Source organism: Salipiger sp. PrR007 (assembly GCF_010499845.1).
GTDB lineage: Bacteria > Pseudomonadota > Alphaproteobacteria > Rhodobacterales > Rhodobacteraceae > Salipiger > Salipiger pacificus_A.
In genome coordinates this window covers 54,764-69,434 of the sequence record NZ_JAAGOZ010000027.1, presented here as the reverse complement: position 1 = coordinate 69,434, position 14,671 = coordinate 54,764, and the positions used below count along the sequence as shown (strand labels likewise).

Sequence of the window (14,671 nt, the reverse complement as noted above, 5' to 3'; positions counted from 1 at the left end):
CCATCATCCGCCTCGTCGGCGCTCTGATGCTCGAAACCAACGATGAATGGGCAGTGGCGCGGCGATACATGAGCCTTCCGTCTTGGGGCCTTGGTCGTCAATACGTAATGTGCATAGGAACGTTGCCGCATTTGCCGGGCTGGCAGCGGAACGCGAGGCGCGGGTGGCGCGTAGACCCCAGATATCGGAGCGCGACCCGCGCCTCGCGTTCCGCTGGGCAGTATGTTCCCTCAGCAGCGCCATCAATTCCACTCCCAGCTGCCGTACCGGTGTCATGCTTCCGTCCGTGGTCAGCACATTGGCCGCCTACTTGATGTCGGTGAGATCGGTTTCCGGGCACCCATCTTGAAAACGCGCTCGGACGGAACGTCCGGTGGCAGGCACATGTCCGGCGTCGCCGGAAACCGCGTCCCGGTAGGGACTTCGTCGTGGCGAGGGCAGACCCTGCCAGGAGTTGATCTTCTCCTTCTTTCCGTGTCGATGGTCGTCTCAGGAGGCCAACGTCACCGTATCGCGCTGCAAGCGGAACTCAGTGCCGTCCAGCCACATGCGGTGAAGCACGACACCGATCCGTCGTGCCACGGCGACCGTGGCGCGCTTCGAACCGCGGCGCCTGGCAACCTGCATGCCCCATGCCTTGAGCCAGCAGGGCCTCGCATTATGCATCATCACGGTGGCAGCGTTGAAGAGAGCCGTTCGCAGGGCGACATCTCCTGCCTTGGTGATCCGGCCGGTGACATCGCGCTCGCCGGACTGCTCGCGCCGAGGTGTGAGGCCGACCCATGGTCCGACGTTCCGCGACGATCTGAACCGTGCCGGGTCATCGATCGCCGAGCGCACCGTCAGAGCAATCACGGCGCCGATGCCCGGCATCGTCATCATCAGCTGACAGGCTTCATCCTGCCGGGCAAGCTCGATCACCCTGCAGTCCAGCGCCGACAACTTGTCGCGCAGCATCGCCCGGGCGTCGAGGATGGCCGATGCGGCTGTCTCCAGCGCAGCATTCCCCGCGACAAGTTAGCGGACCCGTGCCTCATAGCGCCCTTTGCCCTTGCCAACGGGACCGAGCTTCATACCGAAATTGCGCAGCACGCCGCGTAAGTACTGCTCGATGTCGAGTGCTGCTTTCTGGACCGACTTGCGGGCGCTGAGCAGGGCGCGCATCTCCTGGGCGGATACAGACTTGCAGTGAACCGGCCTGAACCAGCCCATGCGAAGCAGTTGCGCAATCCCCTCGGCATCGCGGCGATCTGTCTTCACGGGCATGGCCTTCAGGACCGCCTTGACCTGCCGCGTCTCCATCAGGATCAGCGCGAAGCCGGCTTCCCCCAAACTGCGGTGAAGCCACTGCGACAGCGGGCCGGCCTCGAGCCCAATCGCCTCGATGGTCCAGGGCAAGTCCCGCAGGAACGCTGTGAACGCCTCGGGCTCGCTGTCGATCTGCGCCCGCTTGACGACCTGCCCATGTTCGTCCAGCACGCAAACTGCGGAACTCGCAAGCGAAACGTCAATGCCGATGAAGGTCTTCATGCCGTCCTCCTCTGGGATGTGGAAGCGCCAGCCTATCCGGTCTTGGCTGCCCCATGACGACATCTTGAAACCCTGGCCCGCGTCACCGACAATCCCACCGTCAGGTTGCCCGCCGTGGCATCCTGATCAGACCCGGACCTCTCCGAAGGTCGACGCTCCTACACCACGCGCGGGGGCACTATCTTCTCATGCCGTCGGCGCAGGCCAGACGAGTCTTTTGATATAACTCCACAGTTTAGTTCTCCACGTCCAGCCTGCCGCCGCAAGAAGAGCAAAGTGGCGGGTTTTTACGCCGTCCGCAGCAGGAGTATCCCGCCGCCAAAGTGGACCGATTGTGCACGCCGTTGACATTGGAACACACATAATTCGACCTTATCCGTGGCCCGTCCCCGTGATTTGCGAATCTTGGGGCACTTGCGATTCCTAACTGGAATTGGCCCTGGCTTGCATTGAAGCGCTGACGTTAGGCGCGCCGATTGATGCAGACAGAACGCACTTTACCTCTGAAAGAAAGGCCTCTGACAGCCGCGAGAGAGGCGCATCCTTGAAGGTCAGCACGTTGAGCGGGAAGCGGTAGTCGATGTCGAGCTGCGCAACATGTGTTCCCACGGGGGCGCGTCCGAAGATGGTGAATTCGTCCAGCAGTGTTAGGCCGATGTCCTCCTGAACGAGTGCGCAAGCGGTGTTCATCAGCCGACACCTTGCGTGGTAATCGGGTGTCAGCCCGCGCTCCCTGAACAAGTCGTCGATCATCCGTTGCTGAAATGCGTGCGCGCCGTAGCCAATCATCGGGTAGCGCGCGACCTCGTCCAGCGTGACCCGGTGCCTGCCGGACAGCACATGGGTATTTGACATCAGGCAAACCAAAGGCGCCTCCGCGATGGTGACGGCCTCGACGCGTGGATCCTTGAGATCGTAGATCGTCAACGCGAAGTCATAGCGTCTGAACTCCAGCATCGGCACCACCTCGTCGACGTGCAGGCTGCCGAGCTCAAAGCGCAGTGCGGGATGCTTGCGGTGCAAGCTGGAGAGCGCCTGGGGGATCACGCTCTGGCCCAGTCCCGGCGAGCTGCCGATGCGCAGCGGCAATTCCTCGGTGTCCCGCAGTGCCAGCCGGTCCTCAATCCGCTTGAGGCTGCGGTGGATGGTTTCGAGATCGCTCATCAGCGCAGTGGCGTCGGTCGTGGGCACGAATCCCGAGGGCGTGCGGGCGAAGAGATCGAAGCCGATCTGCGACTCGGTGTGACGCAGCATGCGGCTCACCGCCGCTGCTGACACGTTGAGCAGTTGCGCCGCGCCATTGATAGACCGCGCGGCCATGACCGCACGAACCACTTCCACCTGCCTGATCGAGATCACGAGTCGCCTCCATTTAACAGATTGTTAATCAGAACTTGGCAGATGTTAATCGACCTTTGTTGAGTGATCAAATTAAAGTCTCCGGACTGCAAGGACACGCGACGGAGGAGACGCCCCATGTCATCACGCAAAGCAGGCCCGCATCACGTCGGGCGTGACCATATCTTTGATGTGATCGTCGTCGGGGGAGGGATGTCAGGTTCCGCGGCGGCTTTGGCGGCGGCCCGCAGCGGTGCGCAGGTACTTCTGGTCGAGCAGAACGCATTTCTTGGCGGAGCGGCGACGGCCGGAATGGTCGGTCAGTTCGTCGGCTGGCAGACTCGCTCCGGTCGCAAGGTTGTCTGCGGCGTGGCCGATGACATCGTGTCCCGCCTGAGGACCGATGGCGGCTGTGGCGAGATCGGCACCTTCGTCATGTCGACCGGGCACGAGATGAACCGGATTGAATATGATGCCGAGATCCTCAAAGTCTCGCTCGAGCAGATGCTGGTCGAGGCGGGGGTCACCGTCCTGTTCAAATCCTTCGTGATGGCGGCGGAGACCGAGAATGGCCGGGTGTCTTCGGTCGGGATCTGGGCGGCCGGTACGCCAATCGTCGCGAGGGCCGGCAGTTTCGTCGATGCCTCGGGTGACATGACCCTGGTCACCGTCGCCGGCGGCGCCTTCCTTGAGCTTGAAAAGGACGAGGCGCTGCAGCCGGGCACCATGATGTTCGAGATGTCGCCGGTCGACCTGAAGCAAATGGAAGCGATGACGCGCGAGGATCGCGACCGCGTCGTGACGGCGGGGTTGCGGTCGGGGGCGTTGCCGCGCGCGGCGCTGCACTACTCTCGGGTGCCGGGTGCCGATGCTGCCTGGTTCAACATCTCGCGGGTGTCGGTGGATCCCGATGATCCTTTTTCGGTCAGCGAGGGCGAAATCGAGGGCCGGCGGCAGGCGGTCGAGATCGCGCGCTTTCTCAAGGCGCATATGCCGGGCTGCGCGCGCGCGCGACTGTCGGCACTGGCACCGCAGCTTGGCATTCGTGACACGCGCCGTGTACAGGGCGAGCACATCATCACCCGCGACGAGATCACCGAAGGATGCGTGTACGAGGACACCGTGGCCTGCGGAGCCTACCCGATTGACGTACACAAGCCCACGGGCACCGAGCTGACTTTCATCGAGTTCGGCGACGACCACCACTATTCGATTCCCTACCGCGCGCTTATCCCCTCGGGTTTGCGCAACGTGTTGACTGCTGGTCGCGGAATTTCGGCGACCCATGAGGCCTTTGCTGCGCTTCGTGTCATGCCTACGGCCATGGCGATGGGGCATGCAGCAGGGATCGGGGCGGCGCTTGCAGCCAGTTCCGCGCAGGGCGAAGTACGCAACATCGACACTGCCGACCTGCAGGCGCGCCTGCGGTCCGAGAACGCGTTCCTGGGAGTCTGAGCATGGCCTTTACTGCGCTTCTGATCACTTTTGGCGTCTTCATGGCTATGGGTGCGCCTGTGGCGTTGGCCATGGGATTCGCCTCGATGGTCTACATCCTGCTGGGCGACGTCATGCCCTCGATCTTCATCTTCTCGATGGTCGAGAGCCTCGGCGGGGTGACGCTGCTGGCAATCCCGTTCTTCGTGCTCGCTGGCGAAATCATGAATGTCGGCGGTGTCACCGCCCGAATCTTCCACTTTGCCGGGCTGTTGGTTGGCCATATCCGCGGCGGGTTGGCGCATGTGAACATCGTCTCAAGCCTGTTCTTCGCCGGAATCTCGGGCTCGGCGGTGGCGGACACGGCGGGTCTGGGACGGATCGAGATCAAGGCGATGACCAAGGCAGGATATTCGCGCGCCTTCAGCGCCGCGGTCACGGCTGCCTCGAGCTGTATCGGGCCGATCATCCCGCCGTCGATCCTGATGGTGCTCTATGGCTCCATGTCCGAGGTTTCGATCCCGGCGCTGTTCGTCGGGGGGCTTGTGCCCGGTCTGCTGTTGGGCCTTTTCATGATGATCTACGTCTATTTCGCTGCCAAGAAGGAGGGCGTGGTGCCGCAACCGCGGGCCAGCTTGCGCGAAATCGCCTGCAGCTTTGTGCGCAACGCGCCGCCCCTCGCCACGCCGGTGGTGATCCTTGCGGGACTGGTCTTTGGCATTGTCACGCCCACCGAGGCGGGCGTCGTGGCCGTGTTCTACGCTGCGGTGGTCTCGATGGCCTATGGTGACATGAACTGGTCGAACCTCGGATCGATGCTGGAAGAGGCGCTGATCACCACCACGCAGATCATGTTCATCCTCGGCATGTCCTCTCTGTTCGGCTGGTTGGTCACGACCGAGCAGCTTCCGCAGGCGATGGCGGAGTTCTTCCAGGCCTCCGGCTACGGTCACCTGGCCTTCCTCTTCGCGGTCAACATCATCCTGCTGCTGCTCGGCACCTTCATGAGCCTGACCTCGATCCTTGTCATCTTCACACCGACGCTGGTCGGCATGGGCACCGCACTGGGCGTCGATCCGGTTCACCTTGGTGTCGTGGTGGTGCTGAACCTCACAGTCGGCCTGATCACGCCGCCACTTGGCTGGTGCCTCTACATCGTCACCGAGATCGCGGAGATACGGTTCATCGACACTGCCCGCGCGATCATGCCTTTCCTGATCCCCATTCTGCTCGTGTTGCTGCTGATCACCTACGTGCCGAGCCTCGTGCTCCTGCCGGGAGAGCTGCTGCTTCCGAGCAACTGATACCAAACCGTTTTCGAAAGGGAGGAACCTATGAAAACCGCACTCATCTCAACGCTTGCCCTCGCTACGCTGTCGTTGACCGCCGCCGATGCTTCCGCCGCGACTTATCGTTTGGCGTGCCCCTCGGCGGAAACCTCGACCACCTGTCTTGCGGCGACCCATTTCGCCGATGAGGTGCGCGAGCGCACCGCGGGCGAGATCGACATCCAGGTCTTCCCCGCTGGGCAGCTTGGCTCGGGCGAGAAGGCCATCCAGCAGCTGCGCGCCGGGGTGCTCGACTTGGTCGTTGAAAGCCTGTCGAACTACGGCAACTTCGTCAGAGATTACAACGTGGTCTCCTGGGGTTTCACCTTCCGCGACAACACCCATTTCCAAGACTTCCTGAACTCGGACCTAGAGAAGGACATGGAAGCCCGGCTCTTCGATGAGGCAGGGATCAAGATGCTTGCCAGCAACTGGTCGAAGCTGCCGCGTGTCGTTGTTTCGACCCGGCCGGTGGAAACGCCCGAGGACTTGACGGGCCTGAAGTTCCGCGTGCCGGGGATCCCTTCCTATATCAAGACCTGGCAGACATTGGGCGCAAACCCCACTCAAGTGCCCTGGGCGGACAGCTTCCAGGCGCTCAAGACCGGCATCACCGATGCGATGGAAGCGCCATATGACTCGGTGCTGAGCCAGAAGTTCCACCTTGCCGCTCCCTATGTGTCGCTGACCAACCACGTTTACGATTCCGTCACCGTGTCGATGAACGGCATGCGCTGGTCGCGCCTCGACGAGGAGCAGCAGCGGATAATCCTCGAGGCAGCCGCCAATGCCGCGAGTTTCTCGGCCGAGCTCGTTTCGGCGGCGGCGGAGACCGTGCGAGGTCAGCTCGAGGCCGATGGCGCGACCATCCTCGAGGTCGACCGCGCGCTCTTCGCAGAAAAGCTGAGCGATGCGGCGCTGGCGCAGGAAGCGGACGGGCTCTGGGCCGAAGGGCTCTACGCTGCCATCCAAGAGATCAAGTAAGCGCGCCGCCCCGGGGAGAGACTGAAATGAAAACCATCGACACCATTCTTGCCAAGATCAGCGCGCTCTATCTGCGGCTTTCTCAGGCCGCGTTGCTTGCACTGGTCGTGGGCATCCTGCTCGAGGTCGTCATGCGCTACTTCCTGGGGCGCGCCTTCGTCGGGTCAGCCGAGCTCACGCAACTGGCGATAACCTGGATCGTCTTCCTCATGGCCTTTGTCCTTTTTCGGACGCGCCGGCACATCGTTGTGACCGCGCTGGTCGATATGCTGGGCCCCCGGACGAACCGTGTGTTCGACACGCTCATCAACATCGCAACAATCGTTCTTTCGGTCTACGTGCTGGTGCAGCTGGGGAACGTTTGGGAATTTCTTGGCTTGGAAACTCCGGTCTTCCGCATACCCGATACTGTTTTCAAGATCGCGCCAGTGTTCTGTTTCGTGCCCATGGCGCTGCAGGCGTCGATCAACGCTGTGGCGCCTTGGATCGAGCCGCCGAGCCCGCACGAGCCAGAACACGTGTAGCGCGGCAATTTGCCCGTGCCCGCCCCCTGTGACTGGGGCAGTCTGCTACCTTTTCGCTACAGGAACCACCCGGAGTACTGACGTGATGTGCAGAAATGCCACCCTCCGCCTCGGCCTTATCGGGGACAATATTGCGCGGTCGCAGTCGCCAATGTTGCACGGGCTGGCCGGGCATCAGAACGGGATCGCGGTGCGCTACGACCGGCTGGTGCCGCGTGACATGGTACGCAGCTTCGACGAGATCTTCGACGGCTGCGAGGGCGAGGGCTACCGCGGCATCAACGTAACCTATCCCTACAAGGAGATCGCCGCTGGCAAGGTCGAGGTGGACGATCCCCTCGTGCGGGCGGTCGGCGCGGTCAACACGGTGATCTTCGGCGGCGAGATGCCGAAGGGTTTCAACACCGACTACTCGGGCTTCATGTCCGCCTACCGCTCGGTGATGGGCGACAAGCCCACCGGCACGGTGCTGATGATCGGCACCGGCGGGGTCGGCCGCGCCGTGGCGTTCGGCCTCGCAGGGCTGGGGGCGCGCACGCTGCGCCTCGTCGACCGCGACCCGGCCAAGGCCGAGGCGCTGGCCGAGGCACTGCACTCGGTCGCCCCGGACATGGAGATCAGCATCTGGCTCAGCGCCGAAAAGGCCGCTGAAGGCTGCACCGGGCTGATCAACTGCACCCCTGTCGGCATGGTCGGCTATGAGGGCACTCCGCTCGCGCCCGGGGCTATCGCCGGCGCCGGTTGGGTCTTCGACGCGGTCTACACGCCGGTCCACACGCAGTTCCTGCAGGACGCCGAGGCGGCGGGGCTCAAGGTCATCTCGGGCTGGGAGCTGTTCTTCTATCAGGGGGTGCATGCCTGGAAGCTGTTCTCGGGCCTGGGCCTCGATGACGTGGCCCTGCGCAAGTCGCTTGTCGATATGGGAGATGCCGAATGAAGACCTGCATCGCGACGGTTTCGATCTCGGGAACCCTCTCCGAGAAGCTCGAGGCGATTTCCGCCGCCGGCTTCGACGGGATCGAGATTTTCGAGCAGGATTTCATCACCGACAGCGGCAGCGCGCGCGACGTGGGCAACCGCATCCGCGACAAGGGGCTGAGCATCGACCTCTTCCAACCGTTCCGCGATTTCGAGGGGCTGCCCGGCGCGCTGCGGGCCAAGGCCTTCGACCGGGCAGAGCGCAAGTTCGACATGATGCAGGATCTGGGTGCGGACCTCATGCTGGTCTGCTCCTCGCTTCATCCCAAGGCGCTCGGCGGCGTCGAGCGGGCTGCGGATGATCTGCGCGAGCTCGGCGAGCGGGCTGCGGCGCGGGGGCTGCGGGTCGGCTATGAGGCGCTGGCCTGGGGCCGCTACGTCAATGACCACCGCGATGCCTGGGAGATCGTGCGCCGGGCCGACCATCCCAACATCGGGCTCATCGTCGACAGCTTCCACACGCTCGGCCGCGGTCTCGACCCCAATTCGATCCGGCAAATTCCGGGCGACAAGATCTTCTTCGTGCAGATGGCCGATGCGCCGAAGATCGACATGGACCTGCTCTACTGGTCGCGCCACTTCCGCAACATGCCGGGCGAGGGTGATCTTGCCATGACCGACTTCATGCGCGCGGTGGTCGCCGCGGGCTACACCGGGCCGGTCAGCCTCGAGATCTTCAACGACCAGTTCCGTGGCGGCAGCCCTCGCACCATCGCCCGCGATGGTTATCGCGCGCTGGTCACCTTGCTGGACGACGTGCGCCGGACCGAGCCCGAGGTGAAGGCCGATCTGCCGGTCATTCCGCCCCGCCAGAAGCTCGAAGGCACCGCTTTCGTAGAATTCGCGACGCGCGGGGCCGAAGGTGACAAGCTGCGCACCCAACTCACCGCACTCGGTTTCGTCGAGACTGGGCGGCATCTAGCCAAGGCGATCACCCTCTGGCAGCAGGGCGACATCCGCATCGTGGTTAACGAAGAGGAGGGCGATTTCGCCGGCTCCGCCTTCAATATGCATGGCACCTCGGTCTGTGATGTGGGGATCACCGTCGCCTCTTCGGCCGAGACACTGGAACGCGCGACGGCGCTCGGCGCGAGCTCCTTTGCACAGCCCCCGGCTGTCGGGCAGCTCGACATTCCCGCGATCCGTGGTCTTGGCGGTAGCGTGCTGCATTTCCTCGACGACTCCCATGCGCAGGTCTGGCACGAGGAATTCGGCGCCGACCGCTACGGGCCGCAGGGGGCTGGGCTGCGCCGTGTCGATCATATCGCGCAGACCATGACCTATGACGAGATGCTCAGCTGGTCGCTGTTCTACTGCTCGCTTCTGGGCATGGAGAAGGCACCGATGGTTGATGTGATCGATCCCGACGGGCTGGTCCGATCGCAGGCGCTGGCGGCACCGGACGGCGCATTCCGCATGACGCTCAACGGTGCCGAGACACATCGCACGGTGGCGGGATCCTTTCTGGCTGAAAGCTTCGGCGCACCGGTGCAGCATATCGCCTTTGTCACAGACGATATGTTCACCACGGCCGATACGCTCGAGGCTGCCGGCTTCGAAGCGCTGCCGATCCCGGCGAATTACTATGACGACCTCGCCAGCCGTTTTGATATCCCAGCGGAAGAGCTGGCGCGGATGAAATCGCTCAACATCCTCTATGACGAGGATGAGTCGGGCAGCTTCCGGCAACTCTACAGCCGCGCGATGTCCGGCGGGCTGTTCTTCGAGATTGTCGAGCGCCGGGGCAGCTACGCGGGCTATGGCGCGCCGAACTCGCCGTTCCGCATCGCGGCGCAGAAGCGCCTTGCGCTGCCCAAGGGCGTGCCGCAGGATTAATCCATATCGCGGCTCTAACCTACCATCAGACAACGCAAAGTTACGGGAGCTTGCGTACAGCCCGGTGCAACTGCAGTCCCAAACTCTGTGAGGGACGCAACACAGCAGGCTAATCAGACCCGGCTCATGTGCGATAGTTACATATTTCGACCTTATCCGATCATGGTCGGCTGAGGCGGGTTCGTTTGCGAAGCCTTCTAAGGCTGGCATGCTTGGTGGAGGAGCCAACGCCGCGGCCTTGATGTCCGTGCCTGACTTTTCTGGGAGGCGCGGCGTTGACAAGATTCGGCCTGCCAGATAGGCTCCCCACTTGCAATTCCATGCTCACGGACGTGACCATCACCTGTGCGGTGGTTGTTCAGCAGGTAGCAAACGATCTCAAAGGTATTTCTTCAGGAAGTCCAGCATTTGGGGCATCAGCTGCGAAGCTTCGACATTAGGGAAGCCGTGCTCGGCGCCCTGAAGCGGCTCGAATACCACCGGAATGTTATGAGCGAGGAGCGTGTCTCGCATATGCTCCGCATGCTCAAACGTCGCAATCGTATCGGCGGTGCCATGCTGGATTAATACTGGTGCAGCTGTTCCATCCACGTGCGACACCGGTGATGCAGCCAATGCCATGGCCTCGCCACCTTCCGGGCCACCCAACAAGCGCCCGACCGGATTTTCAGGAAGATGGAGCCGCTCTTCCACGCTTTGACCCTGATAGGGAATCATCATGTCTGCCACCCCATACCAGTCCACAACCGCTTGCACCTTGCAGGACGGGCCGGTCATGCCGACTTCACCCTGCAACTCGGGCGGTAGCGAAACGCCAAGCAACAGGGCCATGTGACCTCCCGCACTCTGGCCAAATGCAGCAAATCGCTCTGGGTCGATTCTAAATGCTCCGGCATTGGCTCGAAGGAAGCGCACGCCTGCAGCGCAGTCATGAATTTGCATCGGAAACGGCCCTTCGCCGATCAGCCGATAGGAGATCGCTGCCACTGCATAGCCTGCTGCCAGAAGCTGTTCGGTGATCCGAAGTTTTCTGTTGACCGGGCTGACCAGGTGCGGATGGCCCTTTAGCCAGCCACCGCCATGAATATAGACAACTACCGGATGCGGCCCGTCACCCGGAGGTGTGCGCAGGCTAGCGGTCAGTGGTCGCCACCCCATAAACTGCGCAACAAACAACTCCGGCCAAGTGCGACTGCCGTCCTCCGCTTCCACCACATTTTCAATGCCGGTGTTCCAGTCATCGATCTCTGCAGCAAGTTCAAGTATCATGAATTGGCTCCTGTTCCGCGTGGGGTGCCGGGTCAAATGCAGGACCCCGCCATTTTTTGTTCACTACCCTAGTCACTTGCCACACCGAGGCAGCTAGCATCTGGGCCGTGGTAGGTTCGGCGTCGAAATAAGTGGTCCTCCTTACTTCAGGTCTTGCGAGGGTGAAGAAGGCCAATTTCTGGGCCTAGAGGATTGCAGAACAAGAATAATGTGGGGCCACCGACAGATGATGTCCCGCGGCGTGGTGTAGCTTACGACGGGCCTCGCGCTCACCGGCGGGCCGAGCTTGTCAGTCGCGCTGCGCTGCAGGCAGGCTGACCACGACATCATCGCAGACAGGAGCGAGCGTTTCCAGCGTCATGTACCTGCCACGCTGGACGGTCCATTCCTCGGTCTGTTCCATCAGGATGGCGCCGACGAGGCGGCGTATGGATGCCTCGTTGGGGAAGATCCCGACGACATCGGTGCGCCGCTTGATCTCGCCGTTCAGACGCTCGATGGGGTTCGTGCTGTGCAGCTTCGTCCGGTGCTGCTGGGGAAAGGTCATGTAGGCGAGGACGTCCTCCTCGGCCCCGTCCATGAGCGTTGCGAGCTTGGGCAGCTTTGGGCGCATCTGGTCCGCGACCTGGCGCCATTGGGCCTTTGCCGCCGCGTGGTCAGGCTGGGCAAAGGCCGTGGCGATGAAGGCTGACACCACCCGCCGGCTGCTCTTGCCGGCATGGGCCAAGGCATTGCGCTGGAAGTGAACCCGGCACCGCTGCCAGCTGGTCGACAGCACGCGGGCCGTGGCCGCCTTGATGCCCTCATGAGCGTCAGAGATAACCAGCTTCACGCCTGACAGGCCGCGCCGCACGAGATCGCGAAGGAAGTCGGTCCAGAAAGGTTCAGCTTCCGAGGCGCCGATCGCCATGCCCAGAACCTCGCGTCGGCCATCCATGTTGACGCCCACGGCGATCGTGACCGCGACACTGACGATGCGCCCGCCCTGGCGTACCTTCAGGTAGGTCGCATCGATCCACAGGTATGGCCACTCTCCCTCGATCGGGCGGGTCAGGAAGGCATCGACACGGTCGTCGATTTCCTCGCACAACCGGCTTACTTGGCTCTTCGAGATGCCGGTCCCGCCCATGGCTTGCACAAGATCATCCATGGCCCGGGTCGATACGCCATGAACGTAGGCTTCCTGGATCACGGCCGTCAGGGCCTTCTCGACGGACCGCCGTGGCTCGAGGAAAGACGGGAAGTACGACCCGGTACGCAGGCGCGGGATGCGCAGCTCGACGCTGCCCGCACGGGTCTGCCAGTCTCTGTCGCGGTATCCGTTCCGTTGCGCCAGCCGATCGCTGCTCTTCTCGCCGTAGTCAGCGCCGGCCTTGGCGCCGACCTCAAGTTCCATCAGCCGCTCCGCCGCGAAGCCGATCATCTCACGCAGCACGTCGGCGTCTGCGCTCTTTTCGACAAGCGCACGCAGGTCCATCATAGGTTTGGTCATCGGGTGAAGTCCTTGGTTCAGGTTGGTTGTCGCAACCCAACCCTACCGGGAAACCCGATGGCCACCGCAAGCTACACCACGACCTGGGACGTCACCCACCGACACGCACCAAGCACTTCTTCGATCTGGCTTTGGCAAACCCCCATTACGGTTGGGTGGCCCCATTTCCAACTTCTCAAGGTTCTAAGGCGATAAGGATCAGGACTCCACTAGTTGGGATGGAAGCCCGCGATGATGTCTTCTGCCCAGGGAAGCGCCATGTCTTCCGGCAGATCGCCCCTGGCGGCGTCATGGACGACGCGCTCACCGATCAGCGTGGCACCCCGCCGGATGAGGCTGTCGGCGAGTTTCATCGACCCGCTGCCGAAGGTCGCGTGGTATTCGCGGTCACCCAGGCCGAAGATCGCAAAGCGGACGCCGCTGAGATCGGGGCTCTGGGCCTCCAGCCGGTCGGCGAAGGGCTGCGCCGATGCAGGCAGATCGCCGTCGCCATAGGAGGAACATAGGATGATGTTCAGATCCGCCGTGCGCAGGGCGTCCGGGGCAGTGTCTGAAAGGTTACTGACCGAGGTTTCATGCGCCTCGTCCAGCGCGGTCGACAGATCGTCGGCCAGCATCTCGGCATTGCCGGTTTCGGTTCCGTAAAAGATAGCGATGTTCATGGGTCAGACGTCCTGAAGTGTCGGGAGGGTCAGCAGGTCAGAGCGCTGCGCCAGCTTTCGCCGGCACCTTTCAGGCGCGGCAACTGCCTTTTCGTGCGCGTCGATGGCCTGCCAATGGGCGAAATCGACCGTGCCGGGGACGTCCTGCAAGAGGCGACGGCCGGGTCTGTGGGGATCGGGCGCGATTTCCCGAAGGATGCGGGCGGCGAGAGCCTGCGCCTCCTCTCGGCAGCGCGGCAGGGCTCCCGTGGGGCCGTTCGCGAACCAGCCGGTGTGATAGCAGCCCGCGACCTGTTCGCCCGTCAGCGCTTGGTTCGAGGCAAATCCGATGGCGGTGAGCAGCGCACTGGCGGAGAGCGTCTCTGCCCCGTTCGGCGTGGTGACGTCCAGAAGCAGGCCGCTCGGCCCGCGGCGTACCGCGGTCGGCGTGGTCTGGAAGCGAAACTCGACGGGCAGCCGGCCGGAGGTCGTCTCGGCAAGCGTGGCCAGAAGGCCCTCGACCCCCGCGCCGCCCTGCGTGGGCGGCTGGATGCTGGCATTGATCCGGCTCAGCGTGGCGAGTTCCCGGATCATTGCCGGGTCGAACCTTGCAGCCGCGGCGGGCGAGCGCCCGACAATGGTAATCCTCTCGACGCGCTGCCGGGACAGCCAATCGCTGGGGCCGGGCCCGAGGTCGCTGCCGGCCAGCTCCTCCGGGGTCTTGACCAGCAGGCGCAGGATGTCGATGGCCACGTTGCCCGTGCCGATGATCACGGGATGTGCGCCAAGTTCGGGCAGGGGCCCGGCGTCCGGGTGCTCGTAGAGCGCGCGGGTCAGGCGGGCGGAGCCGATGATCCCCGGCAGGTCGTCTCCGGGCAGGCCGAGCGGGCAGTCCGCGGACAGGCCGGCCGCCAGAACCACCGCGTCATACGCGCCGCAAAGATCGGTCAGGCTCACATCCGCACCGATCCGCAGATTTCCGAAGAACTGCCCGCCCATGCGGGTGAAGACCCGGTCGAACTGGCGGGTCACCGCCTTGGTGCCCTGGTGGTCCGCCGCGACGCCGTAGCGCACGAGTCCATAAGGCACGGGCAGGGCGTCGATCACATCGACCTCAAGCCCCGGCGCCGCTTTGAGAAGCGCCTGCGCCGTGTAGCAGCCGGACGGTCCGGCCCCGACAATTGCCACTTTTCCGGTCATTTACGCCGCGATGTCCTTTTGTCCGGTCTCATTCAGAGTTTTGCGATCAATCACATTGACCGCGCGAAAAATCAATGAGAAGTTTCTATAAAGCGCGGATGGTCGATAATCGACCAA

At 63.1% G+C, this 14,671-nt stretch carries 11 protein-coding genes and 2 pseudogenes; 7 read left to right on the top strand and 6 right to left on the bottom strand.

Going from position 1 to position 14,671, the window contains the following annotated elements; translation table 11 throughout:
- Positions 1 to 314: pseudogene (locus G0Q01_RS12750) on the top strand (hypothetical protein); the annotation flags it as partial.
- A gap of 175 nt (positions 315 to 489) precedes the next feature.
- Here G0Q01_RS12750 and G0Q01_RS12745 read toward each other — a convergent pair.
- Positions 490 to 1,530, bottom strand: a pseudogene (locus tag G0Q01_RS12745) (IS110 family transposase).
- Between the two features lie 423 nt (positions 1,531 to 1,953).
- A complete protein-coding gene (locus tag G0Q01_RS12740; protein WP_164213511.1) occupies positions 1,954 to 2,889 on the bottom strand; it encodes a LysR family transcriptional regulator in 936 nt (311 codons plus the stop codon).
- Between the two features lie 171 nt (positions 2,890 to 3,060).
- Here G0Q01_RS12740 and G0Q01_RS12735 point away from each other — a divergent pair, with 171 nt between their 5' ends.
- The 6 genes from G0Q01_RS12735 to G0Q01_RS12710 all read left to right on the top strand — a co-directional run bounded on the left by G0Q01_RS12735 (position 3,061) and on the right by G0Q01_RS12710 (position 9,952).
- Complete coding sequence (locus G0Q01_RS12735) at positions 3,061 to 4,323, top strand: FAD-dependent oxidoreductase (RefSeq protein WP_164213510.1); 1,263 nt, start codon at positions 3,061 to 3,063, stop codon at positions 4,321 to 4,323.
- Positions 4,324 to 4,325: 2 nt separating this feature from the next.
- Positions 4,326 to 5,606, top strand: a complete 1,281-nt coding sequence (locus tag G0Q01_RS12730; protein ID WP_164213509.1) for a TRAP transporter large permease — start codon at positions 4,326 to 4,328, stop codon at positions 5,604 to 5,606.
- Positions 5,607 to 5,636: 30 nt separating this feature from the next.
- Positions 5,637 to 6,614 carry a TRAP transporter substrate-binding protein gene (locus G0Q01_RS12725; protein ID WP_164213508.1) on the top strand — a complete coding sequence of 326 codons (978 nt, stop codon included), beginning with the start codon at positions 5,637 to 5,639 and terminating at the stop codon, positions 6,612 to 6,614.
- Between the two features lie 26 nt (positions 6,615 to 6,640).
- Positions 6,641 to 7,138 (top strand): TRAP transporter small permease, encoded by a 498-nt coding sequence (locus tag G0Q01_RS12720; protein WP_164213507.1) that lies wholly within the window; start codon positions 6,641 to 6,643, stop codon positions 7,136 to 7,138.
- 85 nt (positions 7,139 to 7,223) lie between these two features.
- The gene (locus tag G0Q01_RS12715) at positions 7,224 to 8,075 is read left to right on the top strand and encodes a shikimate dehydrogenase (protein ID WP_164213514.1); all 852 of its coding nucleotides are present in this window, start codon (positions 7,224 to 7,226) and stop codon (positions 8,073 to 8,075) included.
- Positions 8,072 to 9,952: a bifunctional sugar phosphate isomerase/epimerase/4-hydroxyphenylpyruvate dioxygenase family protein gene (locus G0Q01_RS12710; RefSeq protein ID WP_164213506.1), complete on the top strand. Its 1,881-nt coding sequence runs from the start codon at positions 8,072 to 8,074 to the stop codon at positions 9,950 to 9,952. The genes G0Q01_RS12715 and G0Q01_RS12710 overlap by 4 nt, the downstream gene beginning before the upstream one ends.
- A 378-nt stretch (positions 9,953 to 10,330) precedes the next feature.
- Here G0Q01_RS12710 and G0Q01_RS12705 read toward each other — a convergent pair whose 3' ends face one another.
- The 4 genes from G0Q01_RS12705 to G0Q01_RS12690 form a co-directional block, all read right to left on the bottom strand.
- Complete coding sequence (locus G0Q01_RS12705) at positions 10,331 to 11,221, bottom strand: alpha/beta hydrolase (RefSeq protein ID WP_164213505.1); 891 nt, start codon at positions 11,219 to 11,221, stop codon at positions 10,331 to 10,333.
- Between the two features lie 289 nt (positions 11,222 to 11,510).
- Positions 11,511 to 12,713 (bottom strand): IS256 family transposase, encoded by a 1,203-nt coding sequence (locus G0Q01_RS12700; protein ID WP_164213504.1) that lies wholly within the window; start codon positions 12,711 to 12,713, stop codon positions 11,511 to 11,513.
- Positions 12,714 to 12,922: 209 nt separating this feature from the next.
- The gene (locus tag G0Q01_RS12695; RefSeq protein ID WP_164213503.1) at positions 12,923 to 13,375 is read right to left on the bottom strand and encodes a flavodoxin domain-containing protein; all 453 of its coding nucleotides are present in this window, start codon (positions 13,373 to 13,375) and stop codon (positions 12,923 to 12,925) included.
- A gap of 3 nt (positions 13,376 to 13,378) precedes the next feature.
- Positions 13,379 to 14,554 carry an FAD-dependent oxidoreductase gene (locus tag G0Q01_RS12690; RefSeq protein ID WP_164213502.1) on the bottom strand — a complete coding sequence of 392 codons (1,176 nt, stop codon included), beginning with the start codon at positions 14,552 to 14,554 and terminating at the stop codon, positions 13,379 to 13,381.
- Between the last annotated feature and the right edge of the window lie 117 nt (positions 14,555 to 14,671).